This window comes from Methylobacillus methanolivorans (genome assembly GCF_054588515.1).
In genome coordinates this window covers 64,402-81,493 of record NZ_BAAILT010000001.1, presented here as the reverse complement: position 1 = coordinate 81,493, position 17,092 = coordinate 64,402, and the positions used below count along the sequence as shown (strand labels likewise).

At 51.5% G+C, this 17,092-nt stretch carries 16 protein-coding genes and 1 tRNA gene; 5 read left to right on the top strand and 12 right to left on the bottom strand.

The genetic code is table 11. The annotated features are described in order from the left end of the window. Nucleotides 1-1,335, top strand: coding sequence for an FMN-binding glutamate synthase family protein (locus LG202_RS00355; protein WP_230346457.1), 1,335 nt, complete (start codon nucleotides 1-3; stop codon nucleotides 1,333-1,335). A 266-nt stretch (nucleotides 1,336-1,601) separates the two neighbouring features. On the opposite strand, the gene LG202_RS00350 is transcribed toward LG202_RS00355, so the two are convergent. The 4 genes from LG202_RS00350 to LG202_RS00335 all read right to left on the bottom strand — a co-directional run bounded on the left by LG202_RS00350 (nucleotide 1,602) and on the right by LG202_RS00335 (nucleotide 5,429). Next, nucleotides 1,602-1,997 (bottom strand): hypothetical protein, encoded by a 396-nt coding sequence (locus LG202_RS00350; RefSeq protein WP_230346456.1) that lies wholly within the window; start codon nucleotides 1,995-1,997, stop codon nucleotides 1,602-1,604. Nucleotides 1,998-2,132: 135 nt separating this feature from the next. Further along, nucleotides 2,133-2,678, bottom strand: coding sequence for a DUF262 domain-containing protein (locus tag LG202_RS00345; protein ID WP_230346455.1), 546 nt, complete (start codon nucleotides 2,676-2,678; stop codon nucleotides 2,133-2,135). Nucleotides 2,679-2,940: 262 nt separating this feature from the next. Beyond that, complete coding sequence (locus tag LG202_RS00340) at nucleotides 2,941-5,148, bottom strand: OsmC domain/YcaO domain-containing protein (protein ID WP_230346454.1); 2,208 nt, start codon at nucleotides 5,146-5,148, stop codon at nucleotides 2,941-2,943. A 204-nt stretch (nucleotides 5,149-5,352) separates the two neighbouring features. Beyond that, nucleotides 5,353-5,429, bottom strand: a tRNA-Arg gene (locus LG202_RS00335). Nucleotides 5,430-5,555: 126 nt separating this feature from the next. Here LG202_RS00335 and LG202_RS00330 point away from each other — a divergent pair. Then, on the top strand, nucleotides 5,556-5,816 hold the full coding sequence (locus LG202_RS00330) for a hypothetical protein (protein ID WP_230346453.1): 261 nt from the start codon (nucleotides 5,556-5,558) through the stop codon (nucleotides 5,814-5,816). 43 nt (nucleotides 5,817-5,859) lie between these two features. Next, on the top strand, nucleotides 5,860-6,693 hold the full coding sequence (locus tag LG202_RS00325; RefSeq protein ID WP_230346452.1) for a symmetrical bis(5'-nucleosyl)-tetraphosphatase: 834 nt from the start codon (nucleotides 5,860-5,862) through the stop codon (nucleotides 6,691-6,693). 9 nt (nucleotides 6,694-6,702) lie between these two features. On the opposite strand, the gene LG202_RS00320 is transcribed toward LG202_RS00325, so the two are convergent. The 5 genes from LG202_RS00320 to LG202_RS00300 form a co-directional block, all read right to left on the bottom strand. Next, nucleotides 6,703-7,461 carry a lysophospholipid acyltransferase family protein gene (locus LG202_RS00320; protein ID WP_230346451.1) on the bottom strand — a complete coding sequence of 253 codons (759 nt, stop codon included), beginning with the start codon at nucleotides 7,459-7,461 and terminating at the stop codon, nucleotides 6,703-6,705. Between the two features lie 19 nt (nucleotides 7,462-7,480). Further along, nucleotides 7,481-8,230: a GNAT family N-acetyltransferase gene (locus tag LG202_RS00315; RefSeq protein ID WP_230346450.1), complete on the bottom strand. Its 750-nt coding sequence runs from the start codon at nucleotides 8,228-8,230 to the stop codon at nucleotides 7,481-7,483. A 142-nt stretch (nucleotides 8,231-8,372) separates the two neighbouring features. Next, nucleotides 8,373-8,825, bottom strand: a complete 453-nt coding sequence (locus tag LG202_RS00310) for an outer membrane lipoprotein (RefSeq protein ID WP_230346449.1) — start codon at nucleotides 8,823-8,825, stop codon at nucleotides 8,373-8,375. A gap of 10 nt (nucleotides 8,826-8,835) precedes the next feature. Further along, a complete protein-coding gene (locus LG202_RS00305) occupies nucleotides 8,836-9,798 on the bottom strand; it encodes a carbohydrate kinase family protein (protein WP_230346448.1) in 963 nt (320 codons plus the stop codon). A 119-nt stretch (nucleotides 9,799-9,917) separates the two neighbouring features. Then, entirely contained in the window at nucleotides 9,918-10,490 is a 573-nt protein-coding gene (locus tag LG202_RS00300; RefSeq protein ID WP_230346447.1) for a TetR/AcrR family transcriptional regulator, read from the bottom strand. Nucleotides 10,491-10,743: 253 nt separating this feature from the next. Between LG202_RS00300 and LG202_RS00295 the strand changes: the two genes are divergently transcribed. After that, the gene (locus LG202_RS00295; RefSeq protein WP_230346446.1) at nucleotides 10,744-11,238 is read left to right on the top strand and encodes an SRPBCC family protein; all 495 of its coding nucleotides are present in this window, start codon (nucleotides 10,744-10,746) and stop codon (nucleotides 11,236-11,238) included. 58 nt (nucleotides 11,239-11,296) lie between these two features. Here the strand turns inward: LG202_RS00295 and LG202_RS00290 are convergent, their stop codons facing one another. Genes LG202_RS00290 through LG202_RS00280 form a run of 3 tightly spaced genes read right to left on the bottom strand, consistent with a single transcriptional unit; the run spans nucleotide 11,297 to nucleotide 13,026 of the window. Further along, the gene (locus tag LG202_RS00290) at nucleotides 11,297-12,091 is read right to left on the bottom strand and encodes a hypothetical protein (RefSeq protein WP_230346445.1); all 795 of its coding nucleotides are present in this window, start codon (nucleotides 12,089-12,091) and stop codon (nucleotides 11,297-11,299) included. A 13-nt stretch (nucleotides 12,092-12,104) separates the two neighbouring features. Beyond that, nucleotides 12,105-12,518 (bottom strand): protoporphyrinogen oxidase HemJ, encoded by a 414-nt coding sequence (gene hemJ / locus LG202_RS00285; RefSeq protein ID WP_230346444.1) that lies wholly within the window; start codon nucleotides 12,516-12,518, stop codon nucleotides 12,105-12,107. A 1-nt stretch (nucleotide 12,519) separates the two neighbouring features. Continuing rightward, nucleotides 12,520-13,026 carry a peroxiredoxin family protein gene (locus tag LG202_RS00280; RefSeq protein ID WP_230346443.1) on the bottom strand — a complete coding sequence of 169 codons (507 nt, stop codon included), beginning with the start codon at nucleotides 13,024-13,026 and terminating at the stop codon, nucleotides 12,520-12,522. A 202-nt stretch (nucleotides 13,027-13,228) separates the two neighbouring features. Here LG202_RS00280 and LG202_RS00275 point away from each other — a divergent pair, with 202 nt between their 5' ends. Beyond that, nucleotides 13,229-17,044 carry a DUF3683 domain-containing protein gene (locus tag LG202_RS00275; RefSeq protein ID WP_230346617.1) on the top strand — a complete coding sequence of 1,272 codons (3,816 nt, stop codon included), beginning with the start codon at nucleotides 13,229-13,231 and terminating at the stop codon, nucleotides 17,042-17,044. The last annotated feature ends 48 nt before the right edge of the window (nucleotides 17,045-17,092 follow it).

Here is a 17,092-nt window from a genome sequence, read left to right as displayed (position 1 = left end):
ATGAGCGATACGCCAAAAATCCCGCACACTGAACCGCGTTTTTCTGCGACCTTTGACAAGAACACTATCTCGGAAATCCGCCGTGCCTCGGCTACCGGCATCTATGACATCCGCGGTGCCGGCACCAAGCGCAAGCTACCGCACTTTGATGACCTGTTGTTCCTAGGCGCCTCCATAAGCCGTTATCCACTGGAGGGCTACCGCGAGAAATGTGGTACCGATGTCATTCTCGGCAATCGCTTTGCCAAGAAGCCTATCCACCTTAAGACGCCAGTGACCATCGCTGGCATGAGCTTCGGTGCCTTGTCCGGCCCCGCCAAGGAAGCACTTGGCCGCGGTGCAAGCGCTGTAGGTACCAGCACAACAACGGGCGATGGCGGCATGACACCGGAAGAGCGTGGTCAATCCTCGATTCTTGTATATCAATACCTGCCGTCACGTTACGGCATGAACCCAGACGACCTGCGCAAGGCGGATGCGATTGAAGTAGTGATTGGTCAAGGTGCGAAACCAGGTGGTGGTGGCATGCTGCTGGGCCAGAAGATCAGCGATCGCGTTGCCAAGATGCGCTGCCTGCCAAAAGGCGTGGACCAGCGCTCCGCTTGTCGCCACCCTGACTGGACTGGCCCTGATGACCTGGAAATCAAGATTGCTGAAATCCGCGAAATCACTGATTGGGAAAAACCTATCTACGTGAAGGTTGGCGCGACCCGTCCTTACTTCGATGTGGCCTTGGCCGTGAAGGCTGGTGCAGATGTCGTGGTGCTGGATGGCATGCAGGGCGGTACTGCTGCCACGCAGGAAGTGTTCATCGAGCATGTGGGTATTCCCATCCTCGCAGCCATCCGCCCGGCAGTGCAGGCTTTGCAGGATCTAGGCATGCATCGCAAAGTGCAGCTGATTGTCTCCGGTGGTATTCGCAACGGTGCTGATGTGGCGAAAGCGCTGGCACTGGGCGCTGATGCAGTAGCCATTGGTACAGCCGCACTGATCGCGCTGGGCGATAACGATCCGCATCTGGAAGAGGAATACAACAAGCTTGGCACCACTGCTGGCGCTTATGACGATTGGCATGAGGGCAAGGACCCCGCTGGCATCACTACGCAGGACCCTGAGCTGATGAAGCGTGTTGATCCGGTCAAGGCAGGCCGTAGATTGGCGAATTATCTTTCCGTGATGACGATGGAGGCTCAAGTCATTGCACGCGCATGCGGAAAATCGCACCTACACAACCTAGAGCCGGAAGATCTAGTGGCGCTGACGCTGGAAGCTTCTGCCATGGCCAAGGTGCCATTGGCAGGTACTAGCTGGATTCCTGGAGTATCCCAGTTCTAGTTTCCCCCCTGTGTTGTACTGACGTGGTCCCTCGCCAGGCTTCATCACTTCCTGTGATGGCCTGGCATTTTTTATCATGCCGGCCTGATTGGTCGCGAAGGAGTTGTTCTACTCCTAATGGAGTAGCCCTTCAGGAGAATAGTGCTATCAATGCGGGATCAGGCACAATGACATCAGCTTTTTATGAGCGATGCCTGCTCCTCATGCAATCATGGAGCTTCTTCAAAGAGTCATCACCCAGTGGGTGTATGACTCTTTTTTTATGGTTATGCTAGGTTTTCGTGGTGCGTGTAAAAGCGAGAGGGCTCGAATTGCTGCAACCCTGGATGAACATTGGCTCCGACAATACGGTCAAGCCTAGCCTGGTCAGGTAAAGTCAACTCTTTCGAGAGGTTGAGGTTGGGATAAGTGCCGTGAATTTCGGGGTGTAGTTCCGCTGCCACGATAATGTCAGCGTACATTACCAACGCACCTCCCCAAGAGCGAATCAGGCCGCGTTGGCTGACCGGGACTTCACGCAGGTTGGCGGTCTTGGTCTGGGCATCCAGCCATGCATAGGCGATCCTGATGCAGTCATTATTCTGGTGTACAGGCACAAAGCCCGCATAGTTAGCTCTTTCTTTGGCTAGGCTAATGGTTTCGTCTGATAGTTCTGCTGGCATGGCTGGTTTTTCTTATTGATTATGTTGCTTACTCCCGATTCTGCCACAGCTTCAATACTCACTTCAATTTTCAATCTACAGTGAATGCGCGACATGAGTACAGCACTGATGCAAACGCATTCAGGGTAGATCAGGCTACTTCACTAGAAGATGGCTATATGTCCTGGGATGATGTTCCATTTTGCCGTAGTTAAGGTGCTCGTATATTGACCTTAACTGCTGCAAGTCATTGGTGTAAGGTAACTCAAAGCAAGGGAATGGCTGGTGGTAGAACCTGCGCTCACGCGTTAATTCATCCAAATCATCATGAAGAACGCCATTGAAGATACTGATTTTGTTTGCCACAAAGTCACGTATGGCGGTAATTCTGTTTGTGCCATCCAATAACCACCCTGACATCGGTTTGACGCCACTGGTGCGCCATTGCGGGGCATGAATCACGTAATAGCCAATGGGGACGCCAAGAAAAATATTCTCGATAAAACGTGCCTGCCTATCCTTCTCCCAGTCAGTCTCCTTGCTCCAGGGAGGCAAAACAAAATGCACCAAGGTCTTTTCGCTTTCTAGGCAAGGAAGCTGTGGCGAAATCCCAAAAATATGCTCGATAGGATGATTATGCGGCGTGCCGTGCAATAGCCGTTCTGGCAGCAATGGGGATTGTGGATGCGGAACATCGGCCATGATCAATCTCCTTTTTGTTGTGTGCACATGGAGTTAAGGGGGGCCAAAATTAAGATAGGCCAGATGAACAATAGTTCAAAAGGTTTGTGCATGGATAAGCACGAGGCGAATCCGGAAGGGTCTGATGCGGAGGAGTACCTTCGCGGCACCTCCACATCGGAACTCCCTGGCCTATATTCGGCAGGTTACTGAATGATACCCAGGCGAATAGCACCTACTTTGGGATGTCTGTTGAGGGTGAGAGAAAAAAGCCAGATGCTTATTACTCACTGGCTGTAGCTGCCATCCTGGCGCGAGCCTCATGTAATTTTCTGTAACTGTCGATCAAGCGATGATGCCTATCTAGGCCCTCTAGTTTCATACTGGTGGGGGTTAAGCCGAAAAAGCGCACTTTGCCCTCTATTGAGCCGATAACCGCATCCATCCTGACATTGCCAAACATCCGGCGGAAATTGGTTTCATAGTCATCAAGCGCCAAATCATCATCTAACACCACTTCCAATGCCACATTCAGGGCTTGGTAAAACAACCCACGCTCCAGCGTGTTGTCGTTGTATTGCAGGAAGGCACCCACCAGATCATGCGCTTCTTCAAGTTGCTGCAAGGCCAGGTGGATCAGCAGCTTTAATTCTAGGACGGTGAGCTGACCCCAGTCGGTATTCTCGTCGAACTCGATACCGATTAAGGTTGCGATATCACCATAATCATCTAGTTCGTTATTCTCCAGGCGTTCCAGCAGTGCTTCCAAGCTGGCATTGTCCAGTCTATGCAGGTTCAGGATATCTTCACGGAACAGCAAGGCCTTGTTGGTGTTATCCCAGACCAAATCCTCTACTGGATATATTTCTGAATAACCTGGCACCAGAATCCGGCAAGCAGTTGCACCTAGCTGGTCATACACCGCCATATAAGCTTCTTTGCCCATGGTGTTGAGAATGCCAAACAAGGTCGCTGCTTCCTCGGCATTGGCGTTTTCACCTTGGTGTGAAAAATCCCATTCTACAAACTCATAATCTGCCTTGGCGCTGAAAAATCGCCATGACACGATACCGCTGGAGTCAATAAAGTGCTCTACAAAGTTATTGGGTTCCGTGACGGCTTCACTGGCAAACGTGGGTTGCGGCAAATCGTTCAGGCCTTCTAAACTGCGCCCTTGCAATAATTCCGTCAGGCTGCGTTCCAGCGCTACCTCTAGGCTGGGATGTGCGCCGAACGAGGCAAATACACCGCCTGTGCGTGGGTTCATCAAGGTGACACACATGACCGGGTAGTTGCCACCTAGTGATGCATCCTTGACCAGTACCGGAAATCCTTGCTCTTCCAGGCCTTGAATACCGGCTACAATGCTAGGGTATTTCGCCAATACTTGCTGCGGTACATCCGGCAATGCGATTTCACCTTCTAGAATTTCACGCTTGATCGCTCGTTCGAAAATTTCCGATAGGCATTGCACCTGTGCTTCGGCTAAGGTATTGCCAGCACTCATGCCATTACTGACATAAAGATTTTCGATCAGGTTGGATGGGAAATAGACAACCTTGCTGTCAGACTGCCGCACGTAGGGCAATGCACAGATACCACGTTTCACATTGCCAGAATTAGTGTCGATCAGATGTGAGCCACGTAATTCGCCATCTGGATTGTAAATTTGCAGGCAGTACTCATCCAGAATGCCATCTGGCAGTGCATCGTGACGACCCGGCTTAAACCAACGCTCATTTGGATAATGTACAAAGGCCGCGTTGGCGATATCCTCTCCCCAAAACGTACCTGCATAAAAATGGTTGTTACTTAGCCGCTCAATATACTCTCCCAAGGCTGACGCCAGTGCACTTTCCTTGGTCGCGCCTTTACCATTGGTAAAACACATGGGCGAGTGCGCATCGCGGATATGCAGCGACCACACATTGGGAATGATATTGCGCCATGACGCGATTTCAATCTTGATCCCCAGGCTTGCCAATAGGCCTGACATGTTGGCGATGGTTTGTTCTAAAGGTAGATCCTTGCCGGTGATATAAGTGCTCGTATCGGTAGCATGGTTCATCACCAGTAGTGCTTGTGCGTCTGCATCCAGATTCGCGACTTCTTCAATGATAAATTCCGGGCCGGCTTGCACCACTTTTTTCACGGTACAGCGGTCAATGGAGCGCAATATACCCTGGCGATCTTTGTCGGAGATATCCGTCGGCAACTCAACCTGAATTTTGAAAATCTGTTGGTAACGGTTTTCCGGATCAACAATATTGTTATGGGAAAGACGGATATTGTCGGTAGGAATATTGCGAGTACTACAGTACAACTTTACAAAATAGGCTGCACACAAGGCTGATGAGGCTAAAAAGTAATCAAACGGGCCGGGAGCCGAACCATCACCCTTATAGCGGATAGGCTGGTCTGCAATCACCGTGAAGTCATCGAACTTGGCCTCAAGGCGTAGCTTATCGAGAAAATTGACCTTAATTTCCATTGGGGAATTCCAGCGTAGTGCAAAAAGTGAGGGGGCTATTATCTCTCACCACACAATTGCTGTGTGAAAGAAGCCTGACGGTAAGCTATGTCCTGAGGTTCCATTCTGTGGATAGTATTGAAATATATCCAGAAAGGTAACCACGTGTTTTTTTAACTCTTTTAGAGGTTAAGAGCGTATGAGAATCAAGGAGTAATGTGTGGTTGGTGCGCCCGACAGGAGTCGAACCTGTGACCTTTGGCTTCGGAAACCAACACTCTATCCAACTGAGCTACGGGCGCATTTTGATTAGGAGGCGGATTATAGCAAATGAATACATGCTTGTCCTTGTATAACCTTTTCCCGGACGGGGCTTATTGAGTATAATCCTTGGCATTTTCCCTGTTTTAAAGATAGGTTTGGTTGGTATGAGCGCGCACGAATACGATTTCCCGAAAACAACGAAGAAGCAATTCATCCTAGCAGCACTGGGCACTTTGTTTGCGCCATTATTGGTACTGTTCCTCGTGGCGCGTTTGTTTTTTGGTATCCAGTCTGGCTTGGTTGATGATCCTGTTGTGGAGCAAAAGCCTGAAGCTACTGCCGCTGCCAAGTCTGCTGATAGTGAAGATGATGCTGATGATGAGGCACCAGCTGCGCCAGCGGCAGATGATGAAAAGAGCGAGTAATCGCTGTATTGTTTTCAAGTATTTTTCACTTAAATAGCAGCTCATGGCTACATATGCGATAGGTGATATCCAAGGCTGCTATCACTCCCTTCTCTCCCTGCTGGATCTTATCCAGTTTGATGCTTCCAAAGACCAGCTCTGGCTGGTGGGTGACTTGATCAACCGTGGTTCTGGTTCGTTGGAAACCCTGCGTTGGGCCAAGGCAAATGAATCCAGCCTAGTGATGGTGCTAGGCAACCATGATTTGCACACATTAGCTGTAGCTGAGGGCTTTGTACGCGCCCATCGTAGTGATACTTTGCAGCCTATTTTTGACGCCCCTGATCGAGCAGAGTTATTGGATTGGCTGCGTCTGCGCCCGATGATACATGCTGATGGTGAGTTGGTGATGGTGCATGCTGGTTTGTTACCGCAATGGGAGGCCGGGCAGGCACTGGAACTAGGGCACGAGGTTGAGGCTGCTTTGCGTGGAGATGGCTACCATAGCTTTCTTGCGCACATGTATGGCAATTATCCATTGCGCTGGGATGACGGTTTGCAAGGGATGGATCGTCTACGCATGATTACCAATGCCATGACACGCCTGAGAGTATGCAAACGGGACGGCGAGATGGATTTTCATTTCAAGGGTGAGCTGGTGGATATGCCTGCCGACACTATGCCGTGGTTTGATGTACCTGCGAGGCAGTCGGTGGACTCTACCGTGATTTTCGGGCATTGGTCTGCGCTGGGTTTGCAGCAGCGTGACAATCTTTATGCCTTGGATACGGGGTGTCTGTGGGGTGGTCAGTTGACAGCGCTCAGGCTAGAGGACCGCAAGACGTTTCAAGTGCCGTGCCACCCTGCCGATGGGCCACGAGCCATCAAGGGCAGTTAATGGCTGGCACTAATCCAGATTTAACCTAGCAGCAATCGCTTGCCTGGCCATGCGGCATAGCCCGCGTCTTTCATGTCCTGCACTTTCAATCGGGACAGCAAAATCCAATTCTACCACCGCCTGCTTTTGTGCCAGTACCATGCGTAATGATTGCCAAAGGGTAGTTTCTCCATGATAAGCCATGGCGGTATTGATGCTGCCATCAGGATTGGGGTAGCGCACGGAGAATGGGCGGATGGTGGTATTGGTATCAATAGTAGCTTGCATGAGGCTGCCCTTGAATGGCCTCAGCTCAGTGCCATCCGTTGTTGTGCCTTCAGGGAAATAGCATAGGCAGTCTCCGGCGCGGATGCTCTCTGCTACGGTATTCACCATACGGCTGGCATCTTGTCTTTTTTCGCGGTCAATAAACAAGGTGTTGGCTTGTGCTACCAACCAGCCGATGACTGGCCAGGCGCGGATGTCCGATTTAGCAATGAAGCGTACAGGGCGAATGCTGTTGAGTGCGTGGATGTCCAGCCAGGAAATGTGGTTGGCAACAAACATCGTGCCATGCACATCCGCGTTGGGGATATGACCCGTGGCAATGACCTTCAGATTGAGGATGTCTAGGAACTGCTGGCTCCAGCGACGTATGATGCTTTCGCGTTTGATGCCGCTGACGCCAGGCAGAATAGTTGCCGCAACGACAATGCCGTAAAGCGTGTGCAGCGCGAGGCGCGTGAGGCGGAATAGCTGCGTCGGCAGGGGCGTCTTTTTTTCAGGCAAGCAGGTACTGGTTGGCAGCTTATTTGAAAAAGTGAGCTGCATAGCGTTTGTTGAGTCGCGACAATGGTAGCATAACCAGCATATCCGCTGTGTTGAAGTCAGGATCCCAGGCTGGTGCGCCGCAAATATAGGCGCCTAGTCGCAAGTAGCCCTTGATGAGCGGTGGGCAGGTGACTTCCAAGTCATTGCGCAGTGCTTCCAGTGGCAACGGACAATTCGGGAAAACGCGATACTCCACTGGCGATAGGTGATCTTGCTGTAATTGGTGGTACAAGCTAGCTGCCATGTGACCACCATCTGCCATGCCGATGCTGCCGCAACCGATCATGTACTCGTAGCGATGTACCTTCATGTAATTAGCGAGGCCAGCCCAGAGGAGGGTGATGGTGCCGCCCATGCGGTAATCTTTGTGCACGCAAGCGCGGCCAACTTCTACCATGCTTGGAGCCAAGTGGCGCAGGCGGGAGAGATCGAACTCTCCGGCAGAATAATAACCACCAGCCTCATTGGCCATGGCGGGGCTCAGGATACGGTAGGTGCCGACTACTTCACCTGTTTCGTGATTACGTACCAGCAAGTGGTCGCAAAAAGCATCAAAACCATCCTGGTCTAATCCTTCGGTACCAGCAACATTGGCCCCCATTTCCTCTGCAAATACCTTGTAACGAAGGCGTTGGGCCTCAGCAATTTCAGAGGCATTACGAGCGAGGCTGACGTATAACTGGCTGGCACCGTTCTTCGTGCCTAGGGAAGGCTGCCGGTCAAGCATAGGGCTAATCCTGACTATTAAGATAGCCCACACTCTAAAAGTGCTGAATGACGGAAGGGTTAAAACAGGGTGAAGCTTTTATGACAATGCCGGGCATGCCCGGCATTGTTGAAATCAATGGTGGAGATGTCGTGATGGATACTTAATGGGTGACGCGGGTAACACCGCCGCTTTCTACCAATCGAACCTTATCACCTGGGTTGAATTGCACATCGGCCTCTTGCACCACGGCAATCAAACTGCCGCTTTCAAGTTTGACCGTAATTTCGAGGCCATCCTTGCGTGTAATGCCTTCCTCGGCTGCAGCACCTGCAAGTCCACCCACCAGTGCGCCCAAGACAGTAGCAATCGCTTGGCCCTTGCCGCCACCGACTGAGCTGCCTGCAATACCGCCGACCACTGCACCGGCGCCACCGCCGATCGGAGTTTTTGTGCCTTCCAGTTTTACATTACGTACACTTTCCACCACGCCCAGGCGTACAGTCTGGGTTTTACGTGCTTCATCTCGGCTATATACATCTCCAGAGTTCGAGCTCATGCAGCCACTCAGGGTGAGTAGAATACCTGCTGCTAACAATAATGACGTCATACGCATGTTTTGCTCCTTAAGCAGTTTGTCCTTCAACATATTGCGACAGGGTTTCGTCCACTAGCACCTGCCTGTAAAAATCCTGTATTTCCTCTCGGCTGATCTTGTGGTTTTGTGCCCCGCGGCTGGCAATCTTGATCGCCCCCATCACCGATGCCAAACGACCACTCACCTCCCAATCCCAGCCCTGGGAAATGCCATAGAGCAAACCAGCGCGGTAAGCATCGCCACAGCCTGTTGGGTCGATCACTTGCTCGGCTCTTGCACATGGAATCTTGTATTGTTTTCCATCGGCATAAATCGTTGAGCCTTGAGCGCCTTCCGTGACGATCAGTGCTTTGACTTTTTCTGCTACCTGTTCGAGCGTAAGACCGGTTTTTTCCTGTAATAGTTGCGCTTCATAGTCATTAACGGCGACATAGGTAGCAAGCTCAATGAAATGCAGTAACTCCTCACCATTGAACATGGGCAAACCCTGTCCAGGATCGAACATGAAGGGGATGCCTTTATCGTGGCACTCCTTGGCGTGCAGGAACATGCCATCACGCCCATCAGGTGCAATGATCGCCAGGCCAATATCCTGTGCATCGTGCACGCTGTTTTGGTGACATTCGCTCATGGCACCTTGGTGGAACGCGGTGATCTGGTTATCGTCCTGATCGGTGGTGATAAAGGCCTGTGCCGTGAAAGTGCCAGGGATAGTTTTGATATGCGTGGTGTCGAGTTCGTGCTGTTGCAGCCAGTTGGTATAGCCAGCGAAATCGTCACCTACTGTTGCCATGATCACAGGCTCACCTTGCAGGAGTTTGAGGTTGTAAGCAATGTTGCCTGCAGTTCCGCCAAATTCACGACGCATTTCCGGCACGAAGAAGCAGATATTCAGCATGTGGATTTTGTCTGGCAGGATATGGTTCCTGAACTGGTCGCCAAAAACCATGATGGTGTCAAATGCCATGGAGCCACAAATCAATATCCGCATGTCTAACCTATTGCTATCGTATGTAAATTGGCATTATCCAAGGCCTGCCTGCCAACTGCAAGCATGAAAAAGCCCGCAGGGGTGCGGGCTTGATGTGGTCTGTCTAAGATTAGGTATCGTTAAGCTGCCTGTTTCTCTAATGAATTTTCAATCAGGATTTTGGCTGCTTTCTTTGCGTATTTCACAGCGCCTGAGCCACGCTTGATCTGCTCTGCCTGTATGGCACCCTCAATCAGGATGGAAAGTTGCAACGCTAGGCTATCCGGATCGCGTGCGCCTGCATCGGCAGCAAGCTCCACCAGGAACTGGCGAAATTGGCGTGATTGCTCTGCTGACAGACGATGTACGGGGTTTTCCTCATTGGGGAATTCCGCCGAAGCCTTGAGGAAAGCCATGCCGCGAAAATCGGGAGCTGTGACCCATTCTTCAATAAAATCGAATAGCTTTTGCAAGCGCTCGGAAGGTTTTTTTGTGTTCTTGCTTAGGTTCTGGTTGAGCCAGTCAGTGAAGTCAGAATGGCCTTTTTGCAGTACTTCCAGGATCAGGTCTTCCTTGCTACGGAAATACTTGTATAGGGTCATCTTGGTGGTGCCGGCGACTGCCACAATGGTATCGACCCCCGTGGAGTTGATACCGCGCGTCTGGAAAAGGTCAGACGCGACATGGAGTATTTTTTCCCGTAGCACGGACATGTTGTGATCCTTTTTGGATGCCTGAGATTACACAATGTTTATATACTAATCAGTATATACATGTTTGTGCCGGAAGAGGTGGATAACCAACGCATGATCCGCACAATTTATTTGATGTCCGAGTATAAGTCCTGCTTCTCGATCCTGCTTGGTTTAAGTGTAAACAAACTGTTACAAAAGTATAAAAAAGTGTAAATTGGCAGGCGCTGCATCTGTAGGAATAAACGAGTCAACTATTTACAGGAAGGTATGTATGCGCGAACTTTTATCTTGGATGTTGGGTGGGTTAATGGTGGTGGCTCCTGCTGCCTTTGCGGCAGATAAATCTTTGTCCGTTAAAGAGTCTATTCTGCTGGATGCGCCAGTCGAGGTGGTATGGGCCAAGATAGGACATTTTGGTGATATGAGCTGGCACCCTGCATTGGCCTCGACGGAAATCGTGAGTGGAGCTGAAGATAAACCGGGAGCTCAGCGTGTGCTGACGCTGAAGGATGGGGGCAAGATTCATGAAACGCTGACGGCGCGTGATGCCAAGAAGATGACCTTGTCGTACAAAATCACGGAGAGCGTGTTACCTGTGAGTGAGTACAGTGCGACACTTTCAGTGAAGCCAGAAGGCAGTGGCAGTCGAGTCTTGTGGACGAGCCAATTTAAGCGCAAGGCACCTGGCGATGACAAAGCCGCTGTGGATACAATCACTGGCGTGTTTCAGTCTGGCCTGGGTCAGTTGAAGTCCAGCTTGCATTGAGTTGTTCTGCTGGAATATAAAAAAGCCGGGTGACCGGCTTTTTTATTGCCTGAAGTGATCAGGAGCGCTGGATCGGTTTCTTGCTGGTGACGGCAGGTACGGTTAATTGTGCCTTGATAAAGGCTTGTTCTGGCTCCGAGAGCATGGTGAGCGGTTTGTACTCACAGCTTACTTTTTTAAGTAGTTGTGTTGCCAAGGCCAATTCCTCAGCTTGAGCAGAAAGATTGCCTGCCACGATCACGTTGAGGAACACGCCGCGTTCTGATTCACTGAGCATTAATGCTTGCGGGAAGTGGCAGGTGCCTTGGCGCATGCTTTTCACCGTATTGTAAAACTCGGTCACCTGCTGGTGGCTGATGGCCGGTTCATGCGCAACCAAGTTCCAGAGTTGATGGCTAGATGGGGATTTATGGAGTGGTGCTGTATCCCGCAAGATATACCACGACATGAACAGGCTGATGGCGATCAGGCTGACGAAGCTGGCGCTCATGCTGAAGTCGCGCAACTTGCGCCAACTGCCATCGCATTGCGCATGAATCAGGGCATCTGTGGCGATACGCGCATGGCGTAGTGCCTGGCTGGCTGGGTGCTGTAGTTCTGCCTGCAAGGCGTTTTCCAGCATGATGATGATTTGCTGGGCGAGCACATCGGGTAGCTGAGCGCCACTGGCCTTGGCTTGTTTGCTTAAATAGCGCGTCAGACTGCTTTTTTGTTGTATGAGTTCTTGTTGCAACTCTCGCAAAGAATGAGCAGGAGTTAGCGATAGGTCGAAAACCTTTAGTAAACGCAACTGCGGCGCATCTTTACTTGCCTTAAGGGATTGCATCAACCATGAGGGATTTTGATTGAACATGGGCATATCCTGGCTAGAAAGGTTTGACGACCACCAATATGATGACCGCGATCAAGGCCAATACGGGTAACTCATTCAACCAGCGGTAGAACACATGGCCGTGGCGGTTGCGGTCATGCTTGAAATCAAACAGCAACTTACCGCAATAGAGATGGTAGGCGATCAGCAAAGCAACCAGCGTGAGCTTGGCATGGAGCCAGCCGCCAGAGAAGCCGTAGCCGTGCCATAACCAGAGGCCAAATAAGATGGTCAGTACTGCGCCTGGAGTCATGATGCCAAAGAACAGCTTACGCTCCATGATCTTGAAGCGATCACTGCCAACTTTGTCTTCTGTCTGCGCGTGGTAGACGAACAGGCGAGGCAGATAGAACAGCCCCGCAAACCAAGTCACCATGAAGATGATGTGCCATGCCTTGATCCACAACATATCAGCTTGCCGTTCCTAGTTGTTGATCCAGCAGTTTGCGCAGGGAGCCAAAGTCCAGCTCGCCGATCAGCTTCTGGATAATCCTGCCTTGCTTATCAATAATGAATGATGTGGGGGTGACTCGGACATCGTTGAATTGTTGTGCTGCATCGCCGCTGCTGTCATGGCTGACGGGGAAGGGCAGGGCATTGTTTTTGGAGTAGTTGATCACCTGCTGAATGCCATCATAGGACATGGCAACCGCGACGACCTCAAAGCCTTTGTTTTTGTATTCATTGTAGGTTTGTATCAAGCCGGGCATTTCGGCAATGCAACCTGGGCAATCTGTGGCCCAGAAGTTGACCAGGACCATCTTGCCATGCAGTGATGACAAGGGGATGGTCTTGCCTTCCAAGGTAACGAAGTTGATCGCAGGGGCTTGTGGCTTTTGCGTGAGGGAAAACCCGAGAAAAGCGAGCAAACCGATAATAACCAGTGGGATCAGGATTTTGCGCAGTTTTTGTGGCATGGGAGAGTAGTCAATCCAGCATCGTGTGAATCTATGATGTCATTGTGGTGCTTTTTGTGCCCTTTGTCATCTGGGGTGCGTATGCTTTTTTAATTTTGTTAACAATTCTCATTCTCTTGAAAGCCGCACCAGCACTGCATTTGCGCTCAGTTTTCAAAGTATGGGCATGATACAATTAGCCTTTTACTCCGCACCTACAAGCATGACTGCCCGCTTACGCGAAATCCCGTATAACTACACTTCGTTCTCCGATCGTGAAATTGTCATCAGGTTCCTCGGCGAGGAAATCTGGGATGTGCTCAATGAGCTAAGGGAGGAGCGCAAGACTGGCCGCTCTGCACGCATGCTGTTTGAAGTGCTAGGCGACTTGTGGGTGGTGTCAAGAAACCCCTATTTGCAGGATGATTTGCTCCAGAACAAGAAGCGTCGCAATGCATTGATTGATGCGCTTAACCATCGCATCAAGGCGATTGACGAGCGTAGCGCTGGCAATCAAAAGGTGCTCAAGCTGGTGGTTGCTGCCCGTAAGGCGGTGAATGAGTTCGAGCAGGATTTCCGTCAGACTGAAACCCTGCGCAAGCAGGCGCTGGCCAAGCTTTCTCGTTATACCCGCAAGGACAATATCCGTTTTGACGGATTGTCACGCGTGTCTCACGTCACGGATGCGACGGACTGGCGTGTTGAATATCCATTCGTCGTCATTAATCCTGATACCGAAGACGAAATCGCCGCCTTGGTGCGTGTATGTATTGAGCTGGGCCTGACCATTATCCCGCGTGGAGGTGGTACCGGCTATACCGGCGGTGCCGTGCCGTTGACCAAGCTATCTGCGGTGATCAATACCGAGAAGCTGGATCATTATTCAGCGGTTAATTACGTTGACTTGCCCGGCGTTAGTGAGAAAGTGCCAGTGATTCATTGTGGCGCAGGCGTGGTTACCCGCCGCGTGATGGAGGCCGCAACGAATGCAGGTCTGGAATTCGCCGTAGACCCAACCTCCGCAGATGCTTCTTGCATCGGTGGTAATGTGGCCATGAACGCAGGCGGCAAGAAGGCCGTGCTGTGGGGAACCGCGCTGGATAACCTGGCCTCATGGCGCATGGTGACGCCTGATGCCGAGTGGTTGTTTGTCGAGCGCCTGGAACATAACCAGGGCAAGATCCACGATATCGACATGGCACGCTTCCGTATCACGCGCTATGAAGAAGATGGCAAAACCCTGATTGGTGAGCCGCGGCTGCTGGAGATTCCTGGCCCGAGCTTCCGTACCGTAGGCTTGGGCAAGGACGTGACAGATAAATTTCTTTCCGGCTTGCCAGGCATTCAGAAGGAAGGTTGTGATGGCCTGATTACTTCTGCGACCTTCATTCTGCATCGCATGCCCAAGCATGTGCGTACTGTGTGCCTGGAGTTTTTTGGTCACGTGGCCTTGGCTGTGCCCTCGATTGTCGAGGTCAAGGATTACCTGGATGCTCATCCCAACACCATCTTGGCGGGTTTGGAGCATCTGGACGAGCGTTACCTGCGTGCCGTGGGTTATGCCACCAAGGCTAATCGTAGCGAACGTCCCAAGATGGTCTTGATCGCTGATATTGCCAGCGATGATGAAACCGGGGTGGGCGAGGCAGCTTCACAAGTGGTGCGTTTGGCCAATGCGCGTGGTGGTGAGGGTTTTATTGCCGTTTCCAGTGAGGCGCGCAAGAAATTCTGGCTGGATCGGGCGCGGACTGCCGCGATCGCCAAACATACCAATGCCTTCAAGATCAACGAAGATGTGGTGATCCCATTGCCACGCCTTGGCGATTATTCCGATGGTATCGAGCGTATCAATATCGAGCTTTCCATCCGCAATAAGCTGAAGCTGCTGGATAGCCTGGAAAGCTTCATGCAGGGCGAGCTGCCATTGTATGAAGATGATGAAACCCAGGCTGATCCGGAGATGCTGGTGACCAAGCGCCAGATGGCGCTGGAGTTGTTTGCTGCCACACGCCAGCACTGGAAGATTACGCTGGAAAACCTCGATGGTGCATTGTCGCTGCTGGGGCCGGAATATAGCGATCTTGCCGTGGAGAATATCTTCCGTGCGGTGCAGGAGCACCAGGTGCGCATCTCCTGGAAGCAGGACGTCAAGAAAGAACTGCACCGTATTTTTACGGGGCGTGAATATCGCCGCATCCTGGAAAAGTGCGATGAAATCCACAAGCAGGTGTTGAAAGGCCGCGTCTTTGTCGCCCTGCACATGCATGCTGGCGATGGCAATGTGCACACCAATATCCCGGTTAACTCTGATGACTATGAAATGATGCAGACGGCACATGAAGCTGTTGCGCGCATCATGAAACTGGCGACTGGCCTGGGTGGCGTGATCTCGGGCGAGCATGGCATAGGCATCACCAAGATGGAGTTTCTGGACGAGAAAACCGTCTCCAAGTTTGCTGCCTACAAGCAGCAGGTAGACCCTGAAGGCCGCTTTAACAAGGGCAAGCTGATGGCTGGCTCTGGCCTGCACTCTGCCTACACACCGTCTTTTGGCCTGCTGGAGCAGGAGTCCATTATCATGGAGCAATCCGCGATTGGTGGCATTGCTGATTCCATTAGTGATTGCCTACGTTGCGGCAAGTGCAAGCCCGTGTGTACCACACACGTACCACGTGCCAACCTGCTTTATAGCCCGCGCAACAAGATTCTCGGCACCTCGCTCCTCATTGAGGCTTTCCTCTATGAGGAGCAGACGCGTCGCGGTATTTCACTCAAGCATTTTGACGAGTTCAATGACGTAGCCGATCACTGTACTGTCTGCCATCGTTGTGAAAAGCCTTGCCCGGTGGATATCGATTTTGGCGATGTGTCGATTGCCATGCGCAATTTCCTGCGTGAGCAGGGTAAGAAGCACTTTAACCCTGGCACCACCGCAGCCATGACTTTCCTTAATATCAAGGACCCTGCCACGATACGCGCCATGCGTACTGCCATGGTTGGCTTTGGTTACAAGGCGCAACGCCTGGGTCATGCGGTATTCAAGAAGTTGGGGTTGCTGAATAGCACCAAGAAGAGCCCGCCGCCCACATTGGGCAAGCCAGAAATCAAGGCGCAGGTGATCCACTTCCTCAATCGACCCATGCCCAAGGCGATGCCTACCAAGACATCGCGTGCCTTGCTGGGGATTGAAGATGACACCATCGTGCCGGTGATCCGTAACCCGCAGAAAACCAATGAAGATTCAGACGCTGTGTTTTACTTCCCGGGATGTGGTTCCGAGCGTTTGTTCTCGACGGTCGGCCTGGCGACGCAGGCCATGTTATATGAGGCTGGCGCTATCACCGTCTTGCCACCCGGCTACCTGTGCTGCGGGTATCCGCAAACCTCTAGCGGCAATCACGATAAAGGCCAGCAAATCACGGCGGATAACCGTGTGCAGTTCCACCGCGTGGCGAACACATTAAATTATCTTGATATCAAGACGGTGATTGTGTCCTGCGGCACTTGTATGGATCAATTGCAGAAATACGAGTTTGAACGCATCTTCCCCGGTGCCAGGTTGCTGGATATCCACGAGTACCTGATGGAGAAGAACTTCAAGATCGAGGGCGTGACTGGTACTCGCTATATGTACCATGACCCTTGCCACAGCCCGATGAAGACTTATGCGCCGATGAAGGTGACGCAGGCGTTGGTTGGGGAGAACGATGTCGCGTTGAATGACCGTTGTTGCGGGGAATCCGGCACTTTTGCTGTCGCGCGTCCCGATATTGCAACCCAGGTCAAGATGCGCAAGCAGGAAGAGTTGGAAAAAGGCATGGCCAAACTGGGCTTGACCCCAGGTGCGCCCGAACAGGACGTGAAAATCCTCACTTCTTGTCCATCGTGCCTGCAAGGCTTGGCACGTTACGGTGAAGATACGGGCATTGAAGCTGATTACATCGTAGTAGAAATGGCCAAGCATGTGCTGGGTGCAAACTGGATGCAGGATTATGTGCAGAAGGCCAACAATGGCGGCATAGAAAAGGTATTGCTCTAAAAAGAAGCAGGTTATCTAATGAAAACCATGCAATAAAAAGCCAGCATT

Bases quoted from the DNA above. Each gene is read 5' to 3' on its own strand.
- LG202_RS00355 (WP_230346457.1), top strand. From the start codon at position 1: ATGAGCGATACGCCAAAAATCCCGCACACTGAACCGCGTTTTTCTGCG.
- LG202_RS00350 (WP_230346456.1), bottom strand. From the start codon at position 1,997: ATGCCAGCAGAACTATCAGACGAAACCATTAGCCTAGCCAAAGAAAGA.
- LG202_RS00345 (WP_230346455.1), bottom strand. From the start codon at position 2,678: ATGGCCGATGTTCCGCATCCACAATCCCCATTGCTGCCAGAACGGCTA.
- LG202_RS00340 (WP_230346454.1), bottom strand. From the start codon at position 5,148: ATGGAAATTAAGGTCAATTTTCTCGATAAGCTACGCCTTGAGGCCAAG.
- LG202_RS00330 (WP_230346453.1), top strand. From the start codon at position 5,556: ATGAGCGCGCACGAATACGATTTCCCGAAAACAACGAAGAAGCAATTC.
- LG202_RS00325 (WP_230346452.1), top strand. From the start codon at position 5,860: ATGGCTACATATGCGATAGGTGATATCCAAGGCTGCTATCACTCCCTT.
- LG202_RS00315 (WP_230346450.1), bottom strand. From the start codon at position 8,230: ATGCTTGACCGGCAGCCTTCCCTAGGCACGAAGAACGGTGCCAGCCAG.
- LG202_RS00310 (WP_230346449.1), bottom strand. From the start codon at position 8,825: ATGCGTATGACGTCATTATTGTTAGCAGCAGGTATTCTACTCACCCTG.
- LG202_RS00305 (WP_230346448.1), bottom strand. From the start codon at position 9,798: ATGCGGATATTGATTTGTGGCTCCATGGCATTTGACACCATCATGGTT.
- LG202_RS00300 (WP_230346447.1), bottom strand. From the start codon at position 10,490: ATGTCCGTGCTACGGGAAAAAATACTCCATGTCGCGTCTGACCTTTTC.
- LG202_RS00295 (WP_230346446.1), top strand. From the start codon at position 10,744: ATGCGCGAACTTTTATCTTGGATGTTGGGTGGGTTAATGGTGGTGGCT.
- LG202_RS00290 (WP_230346445.1), bottom strand. From the start codon at position 12,091: ATGTTCAATCAAAATCCCTCATGGTTGATGCAATCCCTTAAGGCAAGT.
- hemJ (WP_230346444.1), bottom strand. From the start codon at position 12,518: ATGTTGTGGATCAAGGCATGGCACATCATCTTCATGGTGACTTGGTTT.
- LG202_RS00280 (WP_230346443.1), bottom strand. From the start codon at position 13,026: ATGCCACAAAAACTGCGCAAAATCCTGATCCCACTGGTTATTATCGGT.
- LG202_RS00275 (WP_230346617.1), top strand. From the start codon at position 13,229: ATGACTGCCCGCTTACGCGAAATCCCGTATAACTACACTTCGTTCTCC.